General features: G+C 46.0%; 17 protein-coding genes and 1 tRNA gene. 6 read left to right on the top strand and 12 right to left on the bottom strand.

Going from position 1 to position 13,804, the window contains the following annotated elements:
• Position 1: 1 nt before the first annotated feature.
• The 12 genes from IPJ71_09860 to IPJ71_09805 form a co-directional block, all read right to left on the bottom strand.
• Positions 2–77 (bottom strand) — tRNA-Phe (locus IPJ71_09860).
• Between the two features lie 100 nt (positions 78–177).
• The gene (locus IPJ71_09855) at positions 178–1,338 is read right to left on the bottom strand and encodes a cystathionine gamma-synthase (protein MBK7843987.1); all 1,161 of its coding nucleotides are present in this window, start codon (positions 1,336–1,338) and stop codon (positions 178–180) included.
• Complete coding sequence (locus IPJ71_09850; protein ID MBK7843986.1) at positions 1,335–1,538, bottom strand: hypothetical protein; 204 nt, start codon at positions 1,536–1,538, stop codon at positions 1,335–1,337. The genes IPJ71_09855 and IPJ71_09850 overlap by 4 nt, the downstream gene beginning before the upstream one ends.
• 82 nt (positions 1,539–1,620) lie before the next feature.
• Entirely contained in the window at positions 1,621–2,022 is a 402-nt protein-coding gene (locus IPJ71_09845) for a hypothetical protein (protein ID MBK7843985.1), read from the bottom strand.
• Positions 2,019–2,453 carry a hypothetical protein gene (locus IPJ71_09840; GenBank protein MBK7843984.1) on the bottom strand — a complete coding sequence of 145 codons (435 nt, stop codon included), beginning with the start codon at positions 2,451–2,453 and terminating at the stop codon, positions 2,019–2,021. Before IPJ71_09840 ends, IPJ71_09845 begins: the two co-directional genes overlap by 4 nt.
• Positions 2,441–3,199: a hypothetical protein gene (locus tag IPJ71_09835; GenBank protein MBK7843983.1), complete on the bottom strand. Its 759-nt coding sequence runs from the start codon at positions 3,197–3,199 to the stop codon at positions 2,441–2,443. Before IPJ71_09835 ends, IPJ71_09840 begins: the two co-directional genes overlap by 13 nt.
• Positions 3,200–3,511: 312 nt before the next feature.
• Positions 3,512–4,126, bottom strand: a complete 615-nt coding sequence (locus IPJ71_09830; GenBank protein ID MBK7843982.1) for a hypothetical protein — start codon at positions 4,124–4,126, stop codon at positions 3,512–3,514.
• A 12-nt stretch (positions 4,127–4,138) separates the two neighbouring features.
• The gene (locus tag IPJ71_09825) at positions 4,139–4,915 is read right to left on the bottom strand and encodes an MCE family protein (GenBank protein MBK7843981.1); all 777 of its coding nucleotides are present in this window, start codon (positions 4,913–4,915) and stop codon (positions 4,139–4,141) included.
• 10 nt (positions 4,916–4,925) lie between these two features.
• The gene (locus tag IPJ71_09820) at positions 4,926–5,651 is read right to left on the bottom strand and encodes an ABC transporter permease (protein ID MBK7843980.1); all 726 of its coding nucleotides are present in this window, start codon (positions 5,649–5,651) and stop codon (positions 4,926–4,928) included.
• A gap of 47 nt (positions 5,652–5,698) precedes the next feature.
• Positions 5,699–6,469, bottom strand: coding sequence for an ABC transporter permease (locus tag IPJ71_09815; GenBank protein MBK7843979.1), 771 nt, complete (start codon positions 6,467–6,469; stop codon positions 5,699–5,701).
• Entirely contained in the window at positions 6,444–7,196 is a 753-nt protein-coding gene (locus IPJ71_09810; GenBank protein MBK7843978.1) for an ABC transporter ATP-binding protein, read from the bottom strand. Before IPJ71_09810 ends, IPJ71_09815 begins: the two co-directional genes overlap by 26 nt.
• Positions 7,193–7,951 carry an ATP-binding cassette domain-containing protein gene (locus IPJ71_09805; GenBank protein MBK7843977.1) on the bottom strand — a complete coding sequence of 253 codons (759 nt, stop codon included), beginning with the start codon at positions 7,949–7,951 and terminating at the stop codon, positions 7,193–7,195. Before IPJ71_09805 ends, IPJ71_09810 begins: the two co-directional genes overlap by 4 nt.
• A gap of 274 nt (positions 7,952–8,225) precedes the next feature.
• On the opposite strand from IPJ71_09805, the gene mdh reads away from it, so the two are divergent.
• The 6 genes from mdh (at position 8,226) to IPJ71_09775 (ending at position 13,788) form a co-directional block, all read left to right on the top strand.
• A complete protein-coding gene (mdh, locus tag IPJ71_09800) occupies positions 8,226–9,173 on the top strand; it encodes a malate dehydrogenase (protein MBK7843976.1) in 948 nt (315 codons plus the stop codon).
• 27 nt (positions 9,174–9,200) lie between these two features.
• The gene (gene sucC / locus IPJ71_09795; GenBank protein MBK7843975.1) at positions 9,201–10,370 is read left to right on the top strand and encodes an ADP-forming succinate--CoA ligase subunit beta; all 1,170 of its coding nucleotides are present in this window, start codon (positions 9,201–9,203) and stop codon (positions 10,368–10,370) included.
• Positions 10,370–11,239, top strand: a complete 870-nt coding sequence (gene sucD, locus IPJ71_09790) for a succinate--CoA ligase subunit alpha (protein ID MBK7843974.1) — start codon at positions 10,370–10,372, stop codon at positions 11,237–11,239. Before sucC ends, sucD begins: the two co-directional genes overlap by 1 nt.
• Positions 11,240–11,304: 65 nt before the next feature.
• The gene (gene ndk, locus IPJ71_09785) at positions 11,305–11,730 is read left to right on the top strand and encodes a nucleoside-diphosphate kinase (protein ID MBK7843973.1); all 426 of its coding nucleotides are present in this window, start codon (positions 11,305–11,307) and stop codon (positions 11,728–11,730) included.
• A 459-nt stretch (positions 11,731–12,189) separates the two neighbouring features.
• The gene (locus IPJ71_09780; protein ID MBK7843972.1) at positions 12,190–12,672 is read left to right on the top strand and encodes a tetratricopeptide repeat protein; all 483 of its coding nucleotides are present in this window, start codon (positions 12,190–12,192) and stop codon (positions 12,670–12,672) included.
• 6 nt (positions 12,673–12,678) lie between these two features.
• Complete coding sequence (locus IPJ71_09775; GenBank protein ID MBK7843971.1) at positions 12,679–13,788, top strand: helix-turn-helix domain-containing protein; 1,110 nt, start codon at positions 12,679–12,681, stop codon at positions 13,786–13,788.
• Positions 13,789–13,804: the final 16 nt, after the last annotated feature.

Genomic DNA, 13,804 nt, shown 5'->3' with positions numbered 1-13,804 from the left:
ATGGTGGCTTGGGACGGAATTGAACCGCCGACACAAGGATTTTCAGTCCTCTGCTCTACCGACTGAGCTACCAAGCCACGGCGCTTAAACAGCAGAAAAAAATGAGAGTTATACTTATGCCGTTACATTGGGAACTGTCAAACCTAAGCCCCATTAAAATGACTGAAGCGGCGCGGCTTAAATTTTATCAAGCGCTTGTTCGAGGTCCTGGATCAAATCACTTAGGGTTTCTATCCCCACGCTTAAGCGCACCAGGCCGTCATCGATGCCTAAGGACCTTCGGATTTCGGGAGGCACGCTTGCATGAGTCATGATCGCTGGATGTTCAATCAGTGATTCCACTCCCCCTAAACTCTCTGCCAATGAGAAAATTTTAACAGACTCTAGAAATCTGCGAGCGGGCTCAAGTCCTCCTTTTATATAGAGAGTGATCATTCCTCCAAAACCCCGCATCTGCCTCTTTGCGAGGTCATGCTGGGGATGAGAGGCCAAACCAGGATAGAGAACTTTTTCAACTTTTGGATGGTTTTCTAGCAAGTTAGCAAGAACTTGAGCATTTTCTTCGTGGGCTCTCATTCTTATGGCGAGCGTCTTGAGGCTTCGCAAGGAAAGAAAGGCATCAAATGCCGAACCTACAGGGCCCATTGAGTTACTCAGGAAGGCAAGTTTTTCTGCCAGATCATCCCGCGAAGTAACAATCACTCCACCCACGATATCGCTGTGTCCGCTAATATATTTAGTCGTCGAGTGAACCACCATATCTGCGCCCAAGGCGAGTGGATTTTGAAAATAGGGACTCATAAATGTATTGTCCACGGCCGACAATATATTGTGCTTTTGGCAAATAGCGGTGAGTGCGCCAATGTCAGTCAACTTGAGCATTGGATTGGTTGGGGTCTCCAGCCAGATCAGTTTTGTATTTGGTCGAATGGATTCCTCAAAACAGATTGGATTCGTGAGATCAACAAAGCTGAATTCTATACCAAAGTGCCGAATGACCTTATCAAAAAGGCGGAAACTCCCCCCATACATGTCATCTCCAGCAATGACATGATCTCCGGTTTTGAGTAAATGCATAATAACCGTTGCAGCCGCGCAGCCTGAAGCAAAAGCGAAGCCGTGCTTTCCGCCCTCAAGAGAAGCTATGCAATTTTCAAAGGCCTTCCGAGTTGGGTTCGAGGTTCGACTGTATTCGTAGCCTCTGTGCTTTCCGGGAGATTCTTGCACATAAGTGGAGGACAAATAGAGAGGGGTCATGATAGCCCCTGTCGTTGGATCCGGAGATTGTCCGCTATGGATGGCTCTTGTTTCAAATCCCAATTCGACTGCTCGCTTCATTTTTCGCCTTTGCTCTGCCCGTCGCTCTCGTCAAAATGGAGAGCCCGCAGGACCAGGTTAATTCGTTCGATGGGGTCTGTGGAATAGGGGATCCCAGTTAACCTCATTCGCTCTTCTACCAATTTCTCTTCGGGGGCTGCCTTTAAGAGCTCTTCTACGAGAGCCTCAAGATTTTCAACCTTCAATTGATCTGGATTCACCTTTCCTCCTCTCCCATCAAGCCTTATCGTTACCTAACAGGGGGGCGTTTCATCAAGCTCTGACTCGTCGTTCGAGGAACTCTCAATTATCTTGCCAAATGCTTGGTATTGAGGACCCTCCCTTATTTGTCGTACGGTTTGAGTTTTTTATGAGGCCCTCCGTCAGGTAAGTTCTGCGGTCGAGTGCTCGTTGTGCCAGCTGGAGGCAACGAGCGTCCAGGGTCTTCAACTCTAGAATCTGTTTTAACTCTGGAATGGAAAGTTGCTTCAAGCGATCAAAGTCACACAGGAAGCGGATTTCCGGCCCTTCGGGAACAAACTCTTGTTGCCGCCAACAGGCCACAGGTGTGCGTCCCTCCTCCGTCTGTTTCTTGCATAGGTAGTTTGCCACTTCCTGATCGGTTATCCTGGCCAAGGCGATTCCTTCAGATTTCGTAATCCAAATGAATCCCCAAAAAAGAATATAGTGGATGGAAGTCTTCATTTGAGCTGGCTCAATAACTCTGTGAGCCAGGGTCCAAGGAGAAGGACAAGATAGGCTGGAAATTGTAAAAATAGAACGGGAATTAAGGCGATGAAGGGGAGTGTCTGGAGAGTTTTTGATATTTGTTCGTCACAGGCAAGGGCGAGATCTTTCTCGATTTGCTTTACATCTTCCAATATGGGGACGCCCTTTAAGCCGAGGCTAACAAGATCCAAGACGATTTGTCTCCAAGATGTCCAGTGAGGGGATTCCTTGAGCTGGAGAGCTTGATTGTGCTTTGAATCGGCCAGCCAAAGTTCGAGAAGATAGGAAATGGAATTTCCTGGATATTCTTCGATGAATTGGCGAATTGAAGTTTGAACTGAATTTCCGTTTTCGATGCTCATTCGCAAGGTCAATATGAATCGCAACGGAGGAGCTAGATCTTCCACTTAATCCTCCGGCCTATGTTTAGTGTCCATAGAAGTCCGATGATAAACATCACAAATGACAGAACGATCCATCTCAGGTGAAGCTTAAAGCCATCACGAAAAAGAACGTGAACGAGCAGTGCAAGATATAAACCCGCAAGAATCCATGCCTGAATGCGCATCTGAAAAAGAATTTGTCCGGACTTATGTCGAAATTCGCGTTCCATCTTCATCTTTCTTCGCAAATTTTCAATTCGTCGCAGCGATTCGTGGGAATTCGAGTGAGCACGCTGAAGTTCTCTCATTGTTTCAGTCCAATTGTTCCCAAAAGACAGCCCATTTTTGTGTTGTGAAAAAACAACAGACGATCGAATTTGCGTGAGTTTAGCTTTGTTGAAACCAATTTCCTCCTCAACTATTTTATCAAAAGCGGATCGAAATCCTGAACCCGTTCGCAACAAAATGAGCAAGCGATCCAGACAAAATATAAATTTATCCTGAAAAGATTTTTCCCTCTGAAAAATGACAAATTGAACTGAGAAATAAAAGAGCAATAACGTGGAAAATAAAAGTAACCATCTCCAGATTTCGTTGGGCAGCGGAAGTGCTTCAATGATCAGAATTAAAATAATCGATGAGGTGCCAATTTTTGTCAGCGCATCCTTGCTGATAAAATGTTGACGTTGTATTTGTCCGAAGATTCGGATGACGAAAAGATATGCGGACATCATTTGAAAAAGGCGAAATATGATAATCAAAGCGTCCATGTGGAAATAAAAATGCAAAAAAAAAGCTCAAGATTATTTTTTCTATTGACGATAGATGTCACGCAGGTAAACTTTTGATTGTTACCAACAAAGGTAAACAACAAAGTAAGTTCATCCTAGGAGGAGACATGGCTAAGAAGAGAAAAAAAGCAGCAAAAAAAGTCGCTAAGAAAGCTACTAAAAAGAAAGCAGCAAAGAAAACTTCTCGTAAAAAGAAGTAAGCTTCGTTTTTTGCTTCTCATACGAGAGCCCTTGGGTTATCCCAGGGGCTTTTGTTTTTTGATCTCATTGGGGAGGCATTTTGGGAGAACTTTAGAAAAAGTAGGTGTATCCGAGAGCGCCAGTAGGAGTGAGAACAAGATCCTCAATATCAACCAAAAGACTGATTTCAGCGAAAACTGAAGATCCCGACCACTCTCCACCCAGTTGGAGATATTGGATTCCCAGCGTTGGAAATAGAAAAATTTCAGAAAACTGTCCCGTTTTTCTCTCATGTTGGCTCAAAAAGCGATCGGCGAGAAAACCTGGGTTTGTTCGCTGTATTTCGCCTTTTCCAGTTCCCACCGTGTACCAACGTCCAATCCCTCCGGCAATATAAGGGAGGAAGGAAATACCCGAAATGTATCTCCGGATTTGAGTCACAAAGGTCTGATACCCCTCTCCAAATCCAACACCGCCCTGTAAGCTAAACTCGCTTGAGAAATTCAACTCGAGGTGGGCGCCAAGAATTCCCCATACTCCGGATCCAATTAGACCAACTCCCACCTTTCTGTGGTTTCTGAGAGAAAAACCGTCAGGTTCGCGAGGAATATGGATTTGGCTGATGACGCTTCGGGAGCCCTCTTCTAGAAGAATGGCCGAGTGTGCCTGGGTGGAGATAAAACCCACAAGCAAGAGCGCGAAGAGACGGGGAGAAAATTTGACCATCTGGGCTCCTTATCAAAATAACTTAGCTTTGATGCCTTCTTCTTGGAGAAATTTCTTGATCGCGCCTTTATCTAGACTTTCGAGGCGCCAGATCAATTTATTGAGCAAGGCCAGCGTTTTCTCAGCTTCAGGGCCTCGCAGATCCTGGGTTAAGTGCGCCACGTTGTCTGAAATAACGATGAGATTTTTGACCAATTTTTCGGCTTCCTTGTTTGAGGTCGCCCTGTCGAGTAGTTGGAGAGTTTTATTCAAATTTGTAACTAAACGATTCATCATTTCAATGGTGTCGACCACGGATCCCTGGTTTTTGTCGACAAATTCGATTATTTTTCCGGCCAGCCCGTAACTTTGAGAAATGAGCTGATCGATGCGTGGGGGATCTTCCCCTCGAACAATAGTTCCAGGCTCCAGAGCGGACTGACTTGAGGATCCAGGGGTAATTTCCAAAAATTTCTCACCAATGACCCCCGCAAGATTGATGTAAAAGCGTGAGTCCTGGCGCAGAGTTTTCCAAGCAGTTTTATCAACTTGAATACTAATCTTAAGCTTTACTTCTTCCCCATTTTTCATTTTTAGATCAGGGGAAAAATCAATCGACTTAACCTTGCCGACTTTGATTCCCATCACTCGCACGGGTGAACCCACTTCAATTCCTCCGGCAAAATTATATGCCACGGTCAAATCGGAGGTGTTTGAGAATGGATTAAGAACTCCAAGAAAATAGGCGAAAGCTATCACCAATGCGACAGCCACTAAAAATAAAATCCCGACCTTAGTTTCTGCTTTCATATCACCGTCCCTAGTAAAAATGAGTGAACAACCAAGAAAGTACAAAATCAATAATAATTATGGCTACAGATGTTGAAACTACACTACTTGTGGTGGCCAGGCCGACGCCTTCTGCTCCTGGTTTACAGCGGAACCCATAAAAACAACTAAACAATGGGATCGTGGCGCCGAAACAGGCCCCCTTGACCGTGGAAAATATGAGATCTTGAAAACTTACGAAAGTCCGCATGGACATCAAAAAGCTGCCGAGAGAATATCCGAGACTCGCTTGGCTGACAATCATCGCGCAAAGGAGGCAGACGAGATTGGCGATTACGCTCAGTAGAATTCCTCCGATGATGCATGCGACAAATCTGGGGACGACCAGAAATCGGACGGGGTCAATTCCGAGCATTCGGAGGGCATCGATTTGTTCGGTGACTCGCATGCTGGCGACTTCTGCGGCGAGTCCTGCACCAACGCGAGATGTGACCAATAGGGCTGATACCACGGCGCCCAGTTCGCGAAGTATGAGAAGGGCCGCGAAGCCTGGAACCAAAGCATCGTTTTTTATGACGAGCTTCATGTGAAAACTGGCCTCAATGATCGTCACGACGGCCGCGAAGCTGACACAGAAGACGACAATGGGTGTGCTTTCGTAAGCAACAAACACGATTTGGCGAAGGATATCCTTGGGACGAAACGGGGGAGAAATAGTTCGACCCAAGGTTTGAGCTATCAAGGTTGAGAATCCTATGATTCCTGAAATTGAGTCATGAATGGGTGATATTTCCTTCTTTTTTATCAATTGATCACCATCTTTAGGACAATTTCACCAACAAAGCTTGTCATCCAATCTGCAACGACGATTCCAACCATAGAAGCTACAGCAGTGCTGACGACCGAGCGGCCAACTCCCTTTGTCCCGCCTGTCGTTGTATATCCCTTATACGTACAAATGGAGGCCAAAATGAGAGCGAAGGTAAAGCATTTGATCAAGCCATTTCCAATAGAGATACTCGTAATTATCGTTGGTATATGGCGTAAATATTCTTCTGGGTTAATTCCAGAAAAAAACATGCCCATGAGGAGTCCTCCTGCAACAGACATGATCAGGCCAAGGGCCAGAAGGAAAAAACTAGAAACAACGATTCCTACAAAACGCGGAAAGATAATCTCACGTATGGGATTGGCTCCAAGACATCGTATGGCATCAATCTGTTCAGTCACCCTCATCGTTCCCAGCTCTGCTGAAGTAAAGGCGCCAATCTTTCCGCTCAACATGAAGGCAATAAGAAGAGGGCCCACCTCTCGGATTGTCGCACTGGTTGAGAGGCCGCCCAGGTATCCCAGGGCCCCAAACTCCTTTACCTGCATCGTGAATTGAACTGTCATAATAGCGCCAACAAAAAATCCCGCCAGGCCTGTGGTCGAGAAGCTCTGTTTGGTGACCTTCCAAATCTGCTCACAAATGAGCGATAAATGCCATTTGCCCTTCAGAGCAATGAGGGAGACGTCCTTCAAGAAAATGAGGCATCCTCCAATATCATTAATTACTAGAATCAGTAAATGCAATTGCCAAGGCCTCCTGTAGGAATTCAACAACGAGTGGGTGGTCTGAATTTTTCAAATCTGCGGGGCTTCCCCATGCAATGATTTTGCCCTTATCGAGAACAATAATTTTATCGGCGATAGCGAGGGCGCAACGCATGTCGTGGCTGACGACCAAAGAGGTCGTGTTCAGAGTTCGACTGAGGGAACGAATTAATTCATTGATAGTTGTGGTGGTGACGGGATCAAGTCCTGTTGTGGGTTCGTCAAAAAGGAGAATTTTCGGTCCGATTGCGATCGTCCGGGCCAGGCTGACTCGCTTTTGCATTCCATAACTTAAACTGGTGGGCATTTGTTCCGAAATCTTTGGGAGATTGACGAGTCGAAGAACTTCCTGCACACGTTTGTCAATTTGATCCTCTGACAGTTTAAAATGTCGTCGGAGTCCAAAGCAGATATTGTCATGAACGCTTAAGGAGTCAAACAGTGCCGGGTGTTGGAAGACCATTCCGCATTTTCTTCGGATATCGAAATACTCTTCTTCGCTGAGGTGACTGACTTCTGTATTATCCACAAAAATTTTGCCAGATGTAGGTCTGAGCAGGCCAACGATATTCTTGAGTAAAACTGATTTGCCTGTGCCCGAGGTTCCCAAAATAAAGAGAATTTCTCCCGCTTTGACTTCAAAGCTGATGGAATCCAAAACCCTTCGGTCTCCAAATGATTTGATCACATTTTCAAATCGAATCATCCAGACACCGTCAGCGGACCACTGGAGTTACCGCGGATAAATTGATAGACTGCTGGGTTTTGGTGTGCCTTCGTCTCTGATTCAGTTCCAGTGATGATCAAGCCCCCGTCAATGAGCATACCTATTCGGTCGGCCATTTGATAGGCCCGATTCATATCGTTGGTAATTGCAATCACGGTCGAATTTTTCTCATTTTGCAGTTTGATAATTAAATCGACAATTTTGCGGCTTGTAATTGGGTCCAGTCCAGCAGTTGGGTCATCGTAGAAAATAATTTCTGGATCTAAGGCCAGAGCCCTCGCAATTCCAAGCCGCTTTTGCATTCCTCCGCTGATTTCCTCTGGCAGGAGATCTCGGGCATGAAGGATACCGACTTCGTTTAGAAAAAAATCGATTCGACGGTGGATCTCTGGTTCATCACAAGCGGTGGTCTCCCGGAGAAAAAAAGCAATGTTTTCCGAACAAGTGAGAGAATCAAATAGAGCATTTTTTTGAAATAACATCCCCATGCGACGCATGAGATCTGTCTTTTTGGAGGAGGGACAGTGATAGAGATCAATTCCATCAATAAAAATTTGTCCAAGGCTTGGCTCGAGAATTCCGGCAATTATCTTGAGAAGCACTGACTTTCCTTGGCCGCTTGGACCTATAAGAACAAAGATTTCCCCCTTTTCTATCCTGAGATTGATGTTCGATAGGAGCTCGCGCCCATCGAAACTCACACTGATATTTCTAAGCTCAATCAAAGTTGACACTATGCTGCAAATTCCAGTTAAATAAAACTGTTGGTGATCCACTTACATTCTTGCAAAACCACAAGAGACTGGCAAATTTGATTATCTTCGTAGCTTGTGCCAGGCATTAATCTGGACTGAGATCATCGTCGCAAGTATTTTTCAAACCGTATATTGGCATTAATATAGATAGATTGGTTGTACAAAAGCCTGGGTTTGCTATACATCGAATCTAAACATTTGATTTTGTTGCGAATTGACAACATTTTATGAGAGGGAGTGGAGGAGTGAAATCATGATGCATAAGAGAAAAAAGATAACTGTTGTAGGTGCAGGTTTTGTTGGGTCCACGTGCGCACACTGGGCAGCAATAAAGGAGCTCGGCGATGTTGTTCTTGTCGATATCAATGAGGGAGCAGCCAAAGGAAAAGCTCTTGATCTTTTTGAAGCATCTCCAGTTGAAGGCTTTGATTCTCGCGTTTTTGGAACCAAGGACTATAAGGACACTGCTCAATCAGATGTGGTGATTATCACTGCCGGAATTCCGCGGAAACCCGGAATGAGTCGTGATGACTTGCTTGCGACGAATGCGAAAATTATGCGAGCGGTATGTGAAGGGATTCGGGAGTATTCTCCAAACGCCGTTGCGATTATTGTGAGCAATCCCCTTGATGCTATGGCGTTTGTTGCAAAAGAAACTTTGGGATATCCTCCGGAACGGGTGATCGGCATGGCCGGAGTGCTTGATGGGGCTCGCTTTCGATCATTCATTGCAGAAGAATTGAACGTCAGTGTTAAAGATATTCAAGCTTTTGTTCTTGGGGGCCATGGGGACACCATGGTTCCTATGCCTAGGCACTGCTCTGTTGGTGGAGTTCCTCTTATGGAAATCATGAAGAAGGACCGCATCGAAGCTCTCGTCGACAGAACAAGAAAAGGTGGGGCCGAAATTGTCCAGCTTTTACAGACGGGTTCGGCATACTATGCGCCATCCTCGAGCGCCGTGCAGATGGCTGAATCAATTTTGAAAGACCAAGGAAGAATATTGCCGTGTGCGGCCTTTTTAAGGGGTGAATACGGGGTTCGAGATCTTTTTATTGGAGTACTTTGCAAATTGGGTGGTAAGGGCCTTGAAAAAGTAATCGAAGTGCAGCTCAACGATGAAGAGAGAGCTGGCCTCGATAATTCGGTGAAGGCAGTGCGAGAACTTGTCGAGGCTCTCAGAAAACTTAATTACAAGTAGGGCATAAGGCCAAAGGAGAGAGAAGAAATGAATATACATGAATATCAAGCCAAAGAGATTCTTCGTCATTTTGGCGTAACGACCTTGAAGGGCGTTATGGCTGTGTCAGTAGATGCAGCCGTAAAAGCGGCAACGGATGTTGGAGGTTCATTGTGGGTTGTGAAGGCCCAGATTCATGCTGGAGGAAGAGGGAAAGGGGGCGGAGTAAAATTAGCCAGGTCTCTCGATGAAGTTCGGAGTTTGGCGAAAGATATTTTGGGAATGAAATTGGTGACTCACCAGACGGGCCCCGACGGGAAAGTTGTTCAGAGACTCTATATCGAACAAGGTTGTAACATCTCGAAGGAGTATTACGTTGCGGCTCTGTTAGACCGTGCCTGTGGCCGAGTTACTCTGATGGCAAGTTCTGAGGGAGGAATGGACATTGAGGAGGTAGCAGAAAAATCCCCTGAAAAGATTTTTCGGGTAGTTGTTGATCCAGCAGTTGGATTGATGCCTTTTCAGGCTCGACAATTGGCCTTTAATGTTGGGATGAGGGAGAAGGTTGCAGCCAAGGCATCCAAGGTTTTTTTGAGTCTTTATGAGGCCTTTGTTAAAAGTGATTGCTCAATGGCGGAGATCAATCCACTCGTTGAAACAAAAGAGGGGGAGGTCATTGCCCTTGATGCTAAAATGAACTTTGATTCCAACGCCCTTTACCGACAGCCTCACATTGTTGAGTATCGTGATTTGAGCGAAGAGGACCCCGCAGAGATAGAAGCGAGCAAATATGAACTCGCCTTTATTAAATTGGACGGCAATATAGGTTGTTTGGTCAATGGTGCTGGTCTGGCAATGGCCACGATGGATATCATTAAGCTTCAAGGTGGGAGTCCTGCGAATTTCCTCGATGTCGGAGGAGGAGCTGACAAGGCGAAGGTGACCAATGCCTTTAAGTTGATCCTCAAGGATCCCAATGTGAAGGGCATTTTGGTGAATATTTTTGGTGGGATCATGAAATGTGACATCATTGCTGAAGGAGTGATTGCGGCCAGCAAAGAGGTGGGCCTAAAAGTTCCGCTGGTAGTTCGATTGCAAGGGACTAATGTTGAACTAGGGAAAAAGCTTCTGACTGAAAGTGGCCTTAACATCATCCCCGCTGATGATTTAACTGATGCCGCAAAGAAAATTGTTGGCCAAATAAATGGAGGTCGCTAGTGGCTATTTTGGTGGATAAGAATACAAGAGTTATTTGCCAGGGTATAACTGGAGCACAGGGGAGCTTTCACTCCGAACAAGCGCTTGCTTACGGTACCAAGATGGTGGGAGGGGTTACTCCTGGCAAGGGTGGCAGCAAACACTTAGGTTTGCCCGTATTTGACACAGTTGAGCAAGCGATTCGAATGACCCGGGCCAATGCATCCGTCATTTATGTGCCTCCTCCTCTCGCTGCAGACGCGATCATGGAGGCCGTTGATGCCGAGCTTGATTTGGTGGTATGCATCACAGAGGGAATTCCAGTCCTGGATATGGTGAGAGTGAAGAGATATATGCAGGGTCGCAAGACACGTCTCATTGGCCCTAATTGTCCTGGAGTTATCACACCGGGAGAGTGCAAGATTGGAATTATGCCTGGGCATATCCACAAACCCGGTCGGATTGGTGTGCTTTCTCGCTCGGGAACTCTGACTTATGAGGCTGTTTGGCAGCTGACCAATCAAGGACTTGGCCAGAGCAGTTGCATTGGCATTGGCGGCGATCCTGTGAACGGGACAAACTTTATTGATATTTTGGAGATGTTCAATGCGGATAAGAACACAGACGCCGTCATCATGATTGGGGAGATTGGTGGCTCAGCAGAGGAGGAGGCGGCTGAGTACATCAAACGTGAATTCAAGAAGCCCGTGACCTGTTTTATTGCCGGAGCCACCGCCCCAAAGGGAAAACGGATGGGACATGCGGGAGCCATTATCAGCGGTGGCAAGGGGACGGCCGAAGCCAAATTTGAAGCTCTTCAAGCAGCTCAGTGTTCGATAGCCCGAAGCCCAGCCGAACTGGGATTGACTCTTAAGAACAGCCTGAAATAAATCTATTTGACGCATCTCTTGGGCCCCGCCTATAAGGAGCCCAGGAATTTTGCGAGGAGACAAAAATGGCAAGTGAAAGAACGTTTAGTATAATTAAGCCAAATGCTGTCAAGAAGAACGTTGTGGGCGCGATTATCCAAAAATTTGAAGAGAACGGCCTCCGGATTGCCGCTTTAAGAATGACAAGGCTTGATCGTTCCAAATGTGAAGAATTTTATGCTGAACATAAGGCTCGACCTTTTTTTGGTGAGTTGGTGAGCTTTATGACTTCCGGACCCGTGGTGATCATTTGTTTGGCTGGTGAAAATGCTGTTGAAAAGAATAGAACACTTATGGGTGCCACTGACCCTGCAAAAGCAGCTGTGGGAACGATTCGTCGGCTCTTTGGCGACAATGTGGGTGAGAATGCGGTCCATGGTAGCGACAGTCACGCAAGTGCAGACCGTGAACTGAGCTTATTTTTTGAGAAGTCTGAGATCGTTAACATATAGTTCTTGGGGGCGATAAGCACTTGTAGAACGTTCTCCTGCGGACGGATTGGAAAGCTCGTGATCCTTGGCTTTTGGGTGATTTTCCCTGAAGCTGTGCGCAAACTCCATGAAACATTCATGGTGTATTTTTTGCTCCGATGTCATTTCTTTGTTAGGTTCTCAAAATGAGGTTTCGTAAATCGAAATTATCGATTCTAGCGGCTGTTTCTATACACCTAATCCCTGTTTTGCTTGTCTCTTGTGCTCCGGGACAGGCAACGGTTGAGCGTCGGGCTCAACTTCATTTGCAGATTGGGACGGCTTTACTTGGAAAGGGCAATTACCCGGGAGCTCTTCAAGAATTACTGATAGCTGAGCAATTAGACCCCCGAAAATCCGGCCATTCAAAACAACCTCGGACTTGCCTTTTTTGTCCGGCAAAAGTACCCCGAAGCTGAACAACACATTCAATTGGCTCTGGTGAAGTCTCCTCATTACACGGATGCAAGAAATAATCTGGGGAGACTTTATATCGAAATGGGGAACTATAATCAGGCTATAGCCGTGTTAAAACGAGCAAATGAGGACCTTACATATCCATTTCCAGATAAAACTCTGACGAATTTGGGAATTGCTTATTTCAATAAGGGCGAGTTCGCTGTGGCCAGGGACTATCTAAAGAAATCGCTTGGGATAAAAAGGGAGAATTGTCTCACTTTCAACTTTTATGGACGGGCTCTTTTCGAGTTGAGCGATTTTCAGTTAGCCGCAGAGTCGTTTGACCAAGCGATTGCTTTATGCAAGTCTTCAAAATTCGATGAGCCCCATTATTTTAGCGCACTTAGTTATTTTAAGATTGGGGATAAGTCTCGCGCTGTTGCTCGGCTTGAGGAGTTGATCGCTCTTTTTCCCGAGGGGAAGTACAGTAGTCAGTCCAAGAATATGCTGGAAATGATCAGGTAGGTGGAAATGAAAAATACGGGCAAGGTATTACAAGAGAATCGTGAAAAGCAGAACATGACAATCAGTGAGGTTGCATTAGCAACCAAAATCAATCCACGTGTTTTGCAAGCCATGGAGGCCGGCAACATGGATAAGCTTCCGGCCATTTCTTTTCTGCGTGGTTTTATTCGGTCCTACGCGGGTCACCTCAAGATTGACGGTGACCAGTTATTGGCTCTTTTTAATGAGGAGCTAAATATACAGCCCCAAGCGATAGAAGAACTTGGGGTACAAGGCAAGGTTCCAGAGAAGAAAGAGAGTTCATCAATACCCTGGTATCACGATTTACCGATTCTTAAGGATACTTCATTGACTTCCAAATCGTTGGTGGCGGGCGGTATTATACTGCTCATAGGATTGATTATTGGAGTGAAAGGGATCGTTGAGAAATATGAAAAAGAGGGCCACGTTTCCGATGCCCCTGAAGATATTGTCGGCTTAAAACATGAGAGCGAAACTGCCAGTGAAGAGGGCGATCAGTTGAGAACGGCGAAATCAGAGGGATCTGCGATTCAGTCTGACACTGCCAGATCTGAATTGTCGCGGTCAACTGCAAACGAAACGAAGAAGACTCCGGTCCCTGCTTTGCCTCCCAATCAAAATCCAGTGCCGAGTAAACAGATCGTCGGGACAGCAGGACCAAAACTGCCTGTTGAGACGTCACCAGTGCAAAAGCCAATTGCCGGGGTCAAGGTAGCTCCGCCGGTTTCTGCTGCCGCAGTCCCAGCCAAACTTTCAGACCAGCCAGTGAATAAGCCATTGGAGGCAGTAATGCCGAAAGTGGCATTGAATACCCCTAAGAATCCGACTGAGGAGGATGCAGCACCTGTTGGATTAAAAGGTGGAGCTCAGGAGATTATCATTGAAGCCTTGGACAAAGTTGAAGTGTCTTTTCGCGTTGATGGTGGGGAGTTGAAAAAGGTCGCCTTGCAGCCAGAGCAAGTCCACACGATTAAAGGGAAATCTTCAGTTACCATTGACCTTATGGACGGGGGGGCAGTCAATATTATTCACAATGGCATCGACAAGGGAGTTCCTGGGGATCTTGGGAAATCTAAGAAACTAAAATATCCATAACCATAACCAGGAATTG

Source organism: Bdellovibrionales bacterium, assembly GCA_016714165.1.
Taxonomy (GTDB): domain Bacteria; phylum Bdellovibrionota; class Bdellovibrionia; order Bdellovibrionales; family UBA1609; genus JADJVA01.
Note: the sequence above shows the minus strand (reverse complement) of the source record. Positions and strands in the feature narration are given on the sequence as shown.

Bases quoted from the DNA above. Each gene is read 5' to 3' on its own strand.
- IPJ71_09855 (MBK7843987.1), bottom strand. From the start codon at position 1,338: ATGAAGCGAGCAGTCGAATTGGGATTTGAAACAAGAGCCATCCATAGC.
- IPJ71_09845 (MBK7843985.1), bottom strand. From the start codon at position 2,022: ATGAAGACTTCCATCCACTATATTCTTTTTTGGGGATTCATTTGGATT.
- IPJ71_09810 (MBK7843978.1), bottom strand. From the start codon at position 7,196: ATGATTCGATTTGAAAATGTGATCAAATCATTTGGAGACCGAAGGGTT.
- IPJ71_09830 (MBK7843982.1), bottom strand. From the start codon at position 4,126: ATGGTCAAATTTTCTCCCCGTCTCTTCGCGCTCTTGCTTGTGGGTTTT.
- IPJ71_09825 (MBK7843981.1), bottom strand. From the start codon at position 4,915: ATGAAAGCAGAAACTAAGGTCGGGATTTTATTTTTAGTGGCTGTCGCA.
- sucC (MBK7843975.1), top strand. From the start codon at position 9,201: ATGAATATACATGAATATCAAGCCAAAGAGATTCTTCGTCATTTTGGC.
- ndk (MBK7843973.1), top strand. From the start codon at position 11,305: ATGGCAAGTGAAAGAACGTTTAGTATAATTAAGCCAAATGCTGTCAAG.
- IPJ71_09835 (MBK7843983.1), bottom strand. From the start codon at position 3,199: ATGGACGCTTTGATTATCATATTTCGCCTTTTTCAAATGATGTCCGCA.
- mdh (MBK7843976.1), top strand. From the start codon at position 8,226: ATGATGCATAAGAGAAAAAAGATAACTGTTGTAGGTGCAGGTTTTGTT.
- IPJ71_09775 (MBK7843971.1), top strand. From the start codon at position 12,679: ATGAAAAATACGGGCAAGGTATTACAAGAGAATCGTGAAAAGCAGAAC.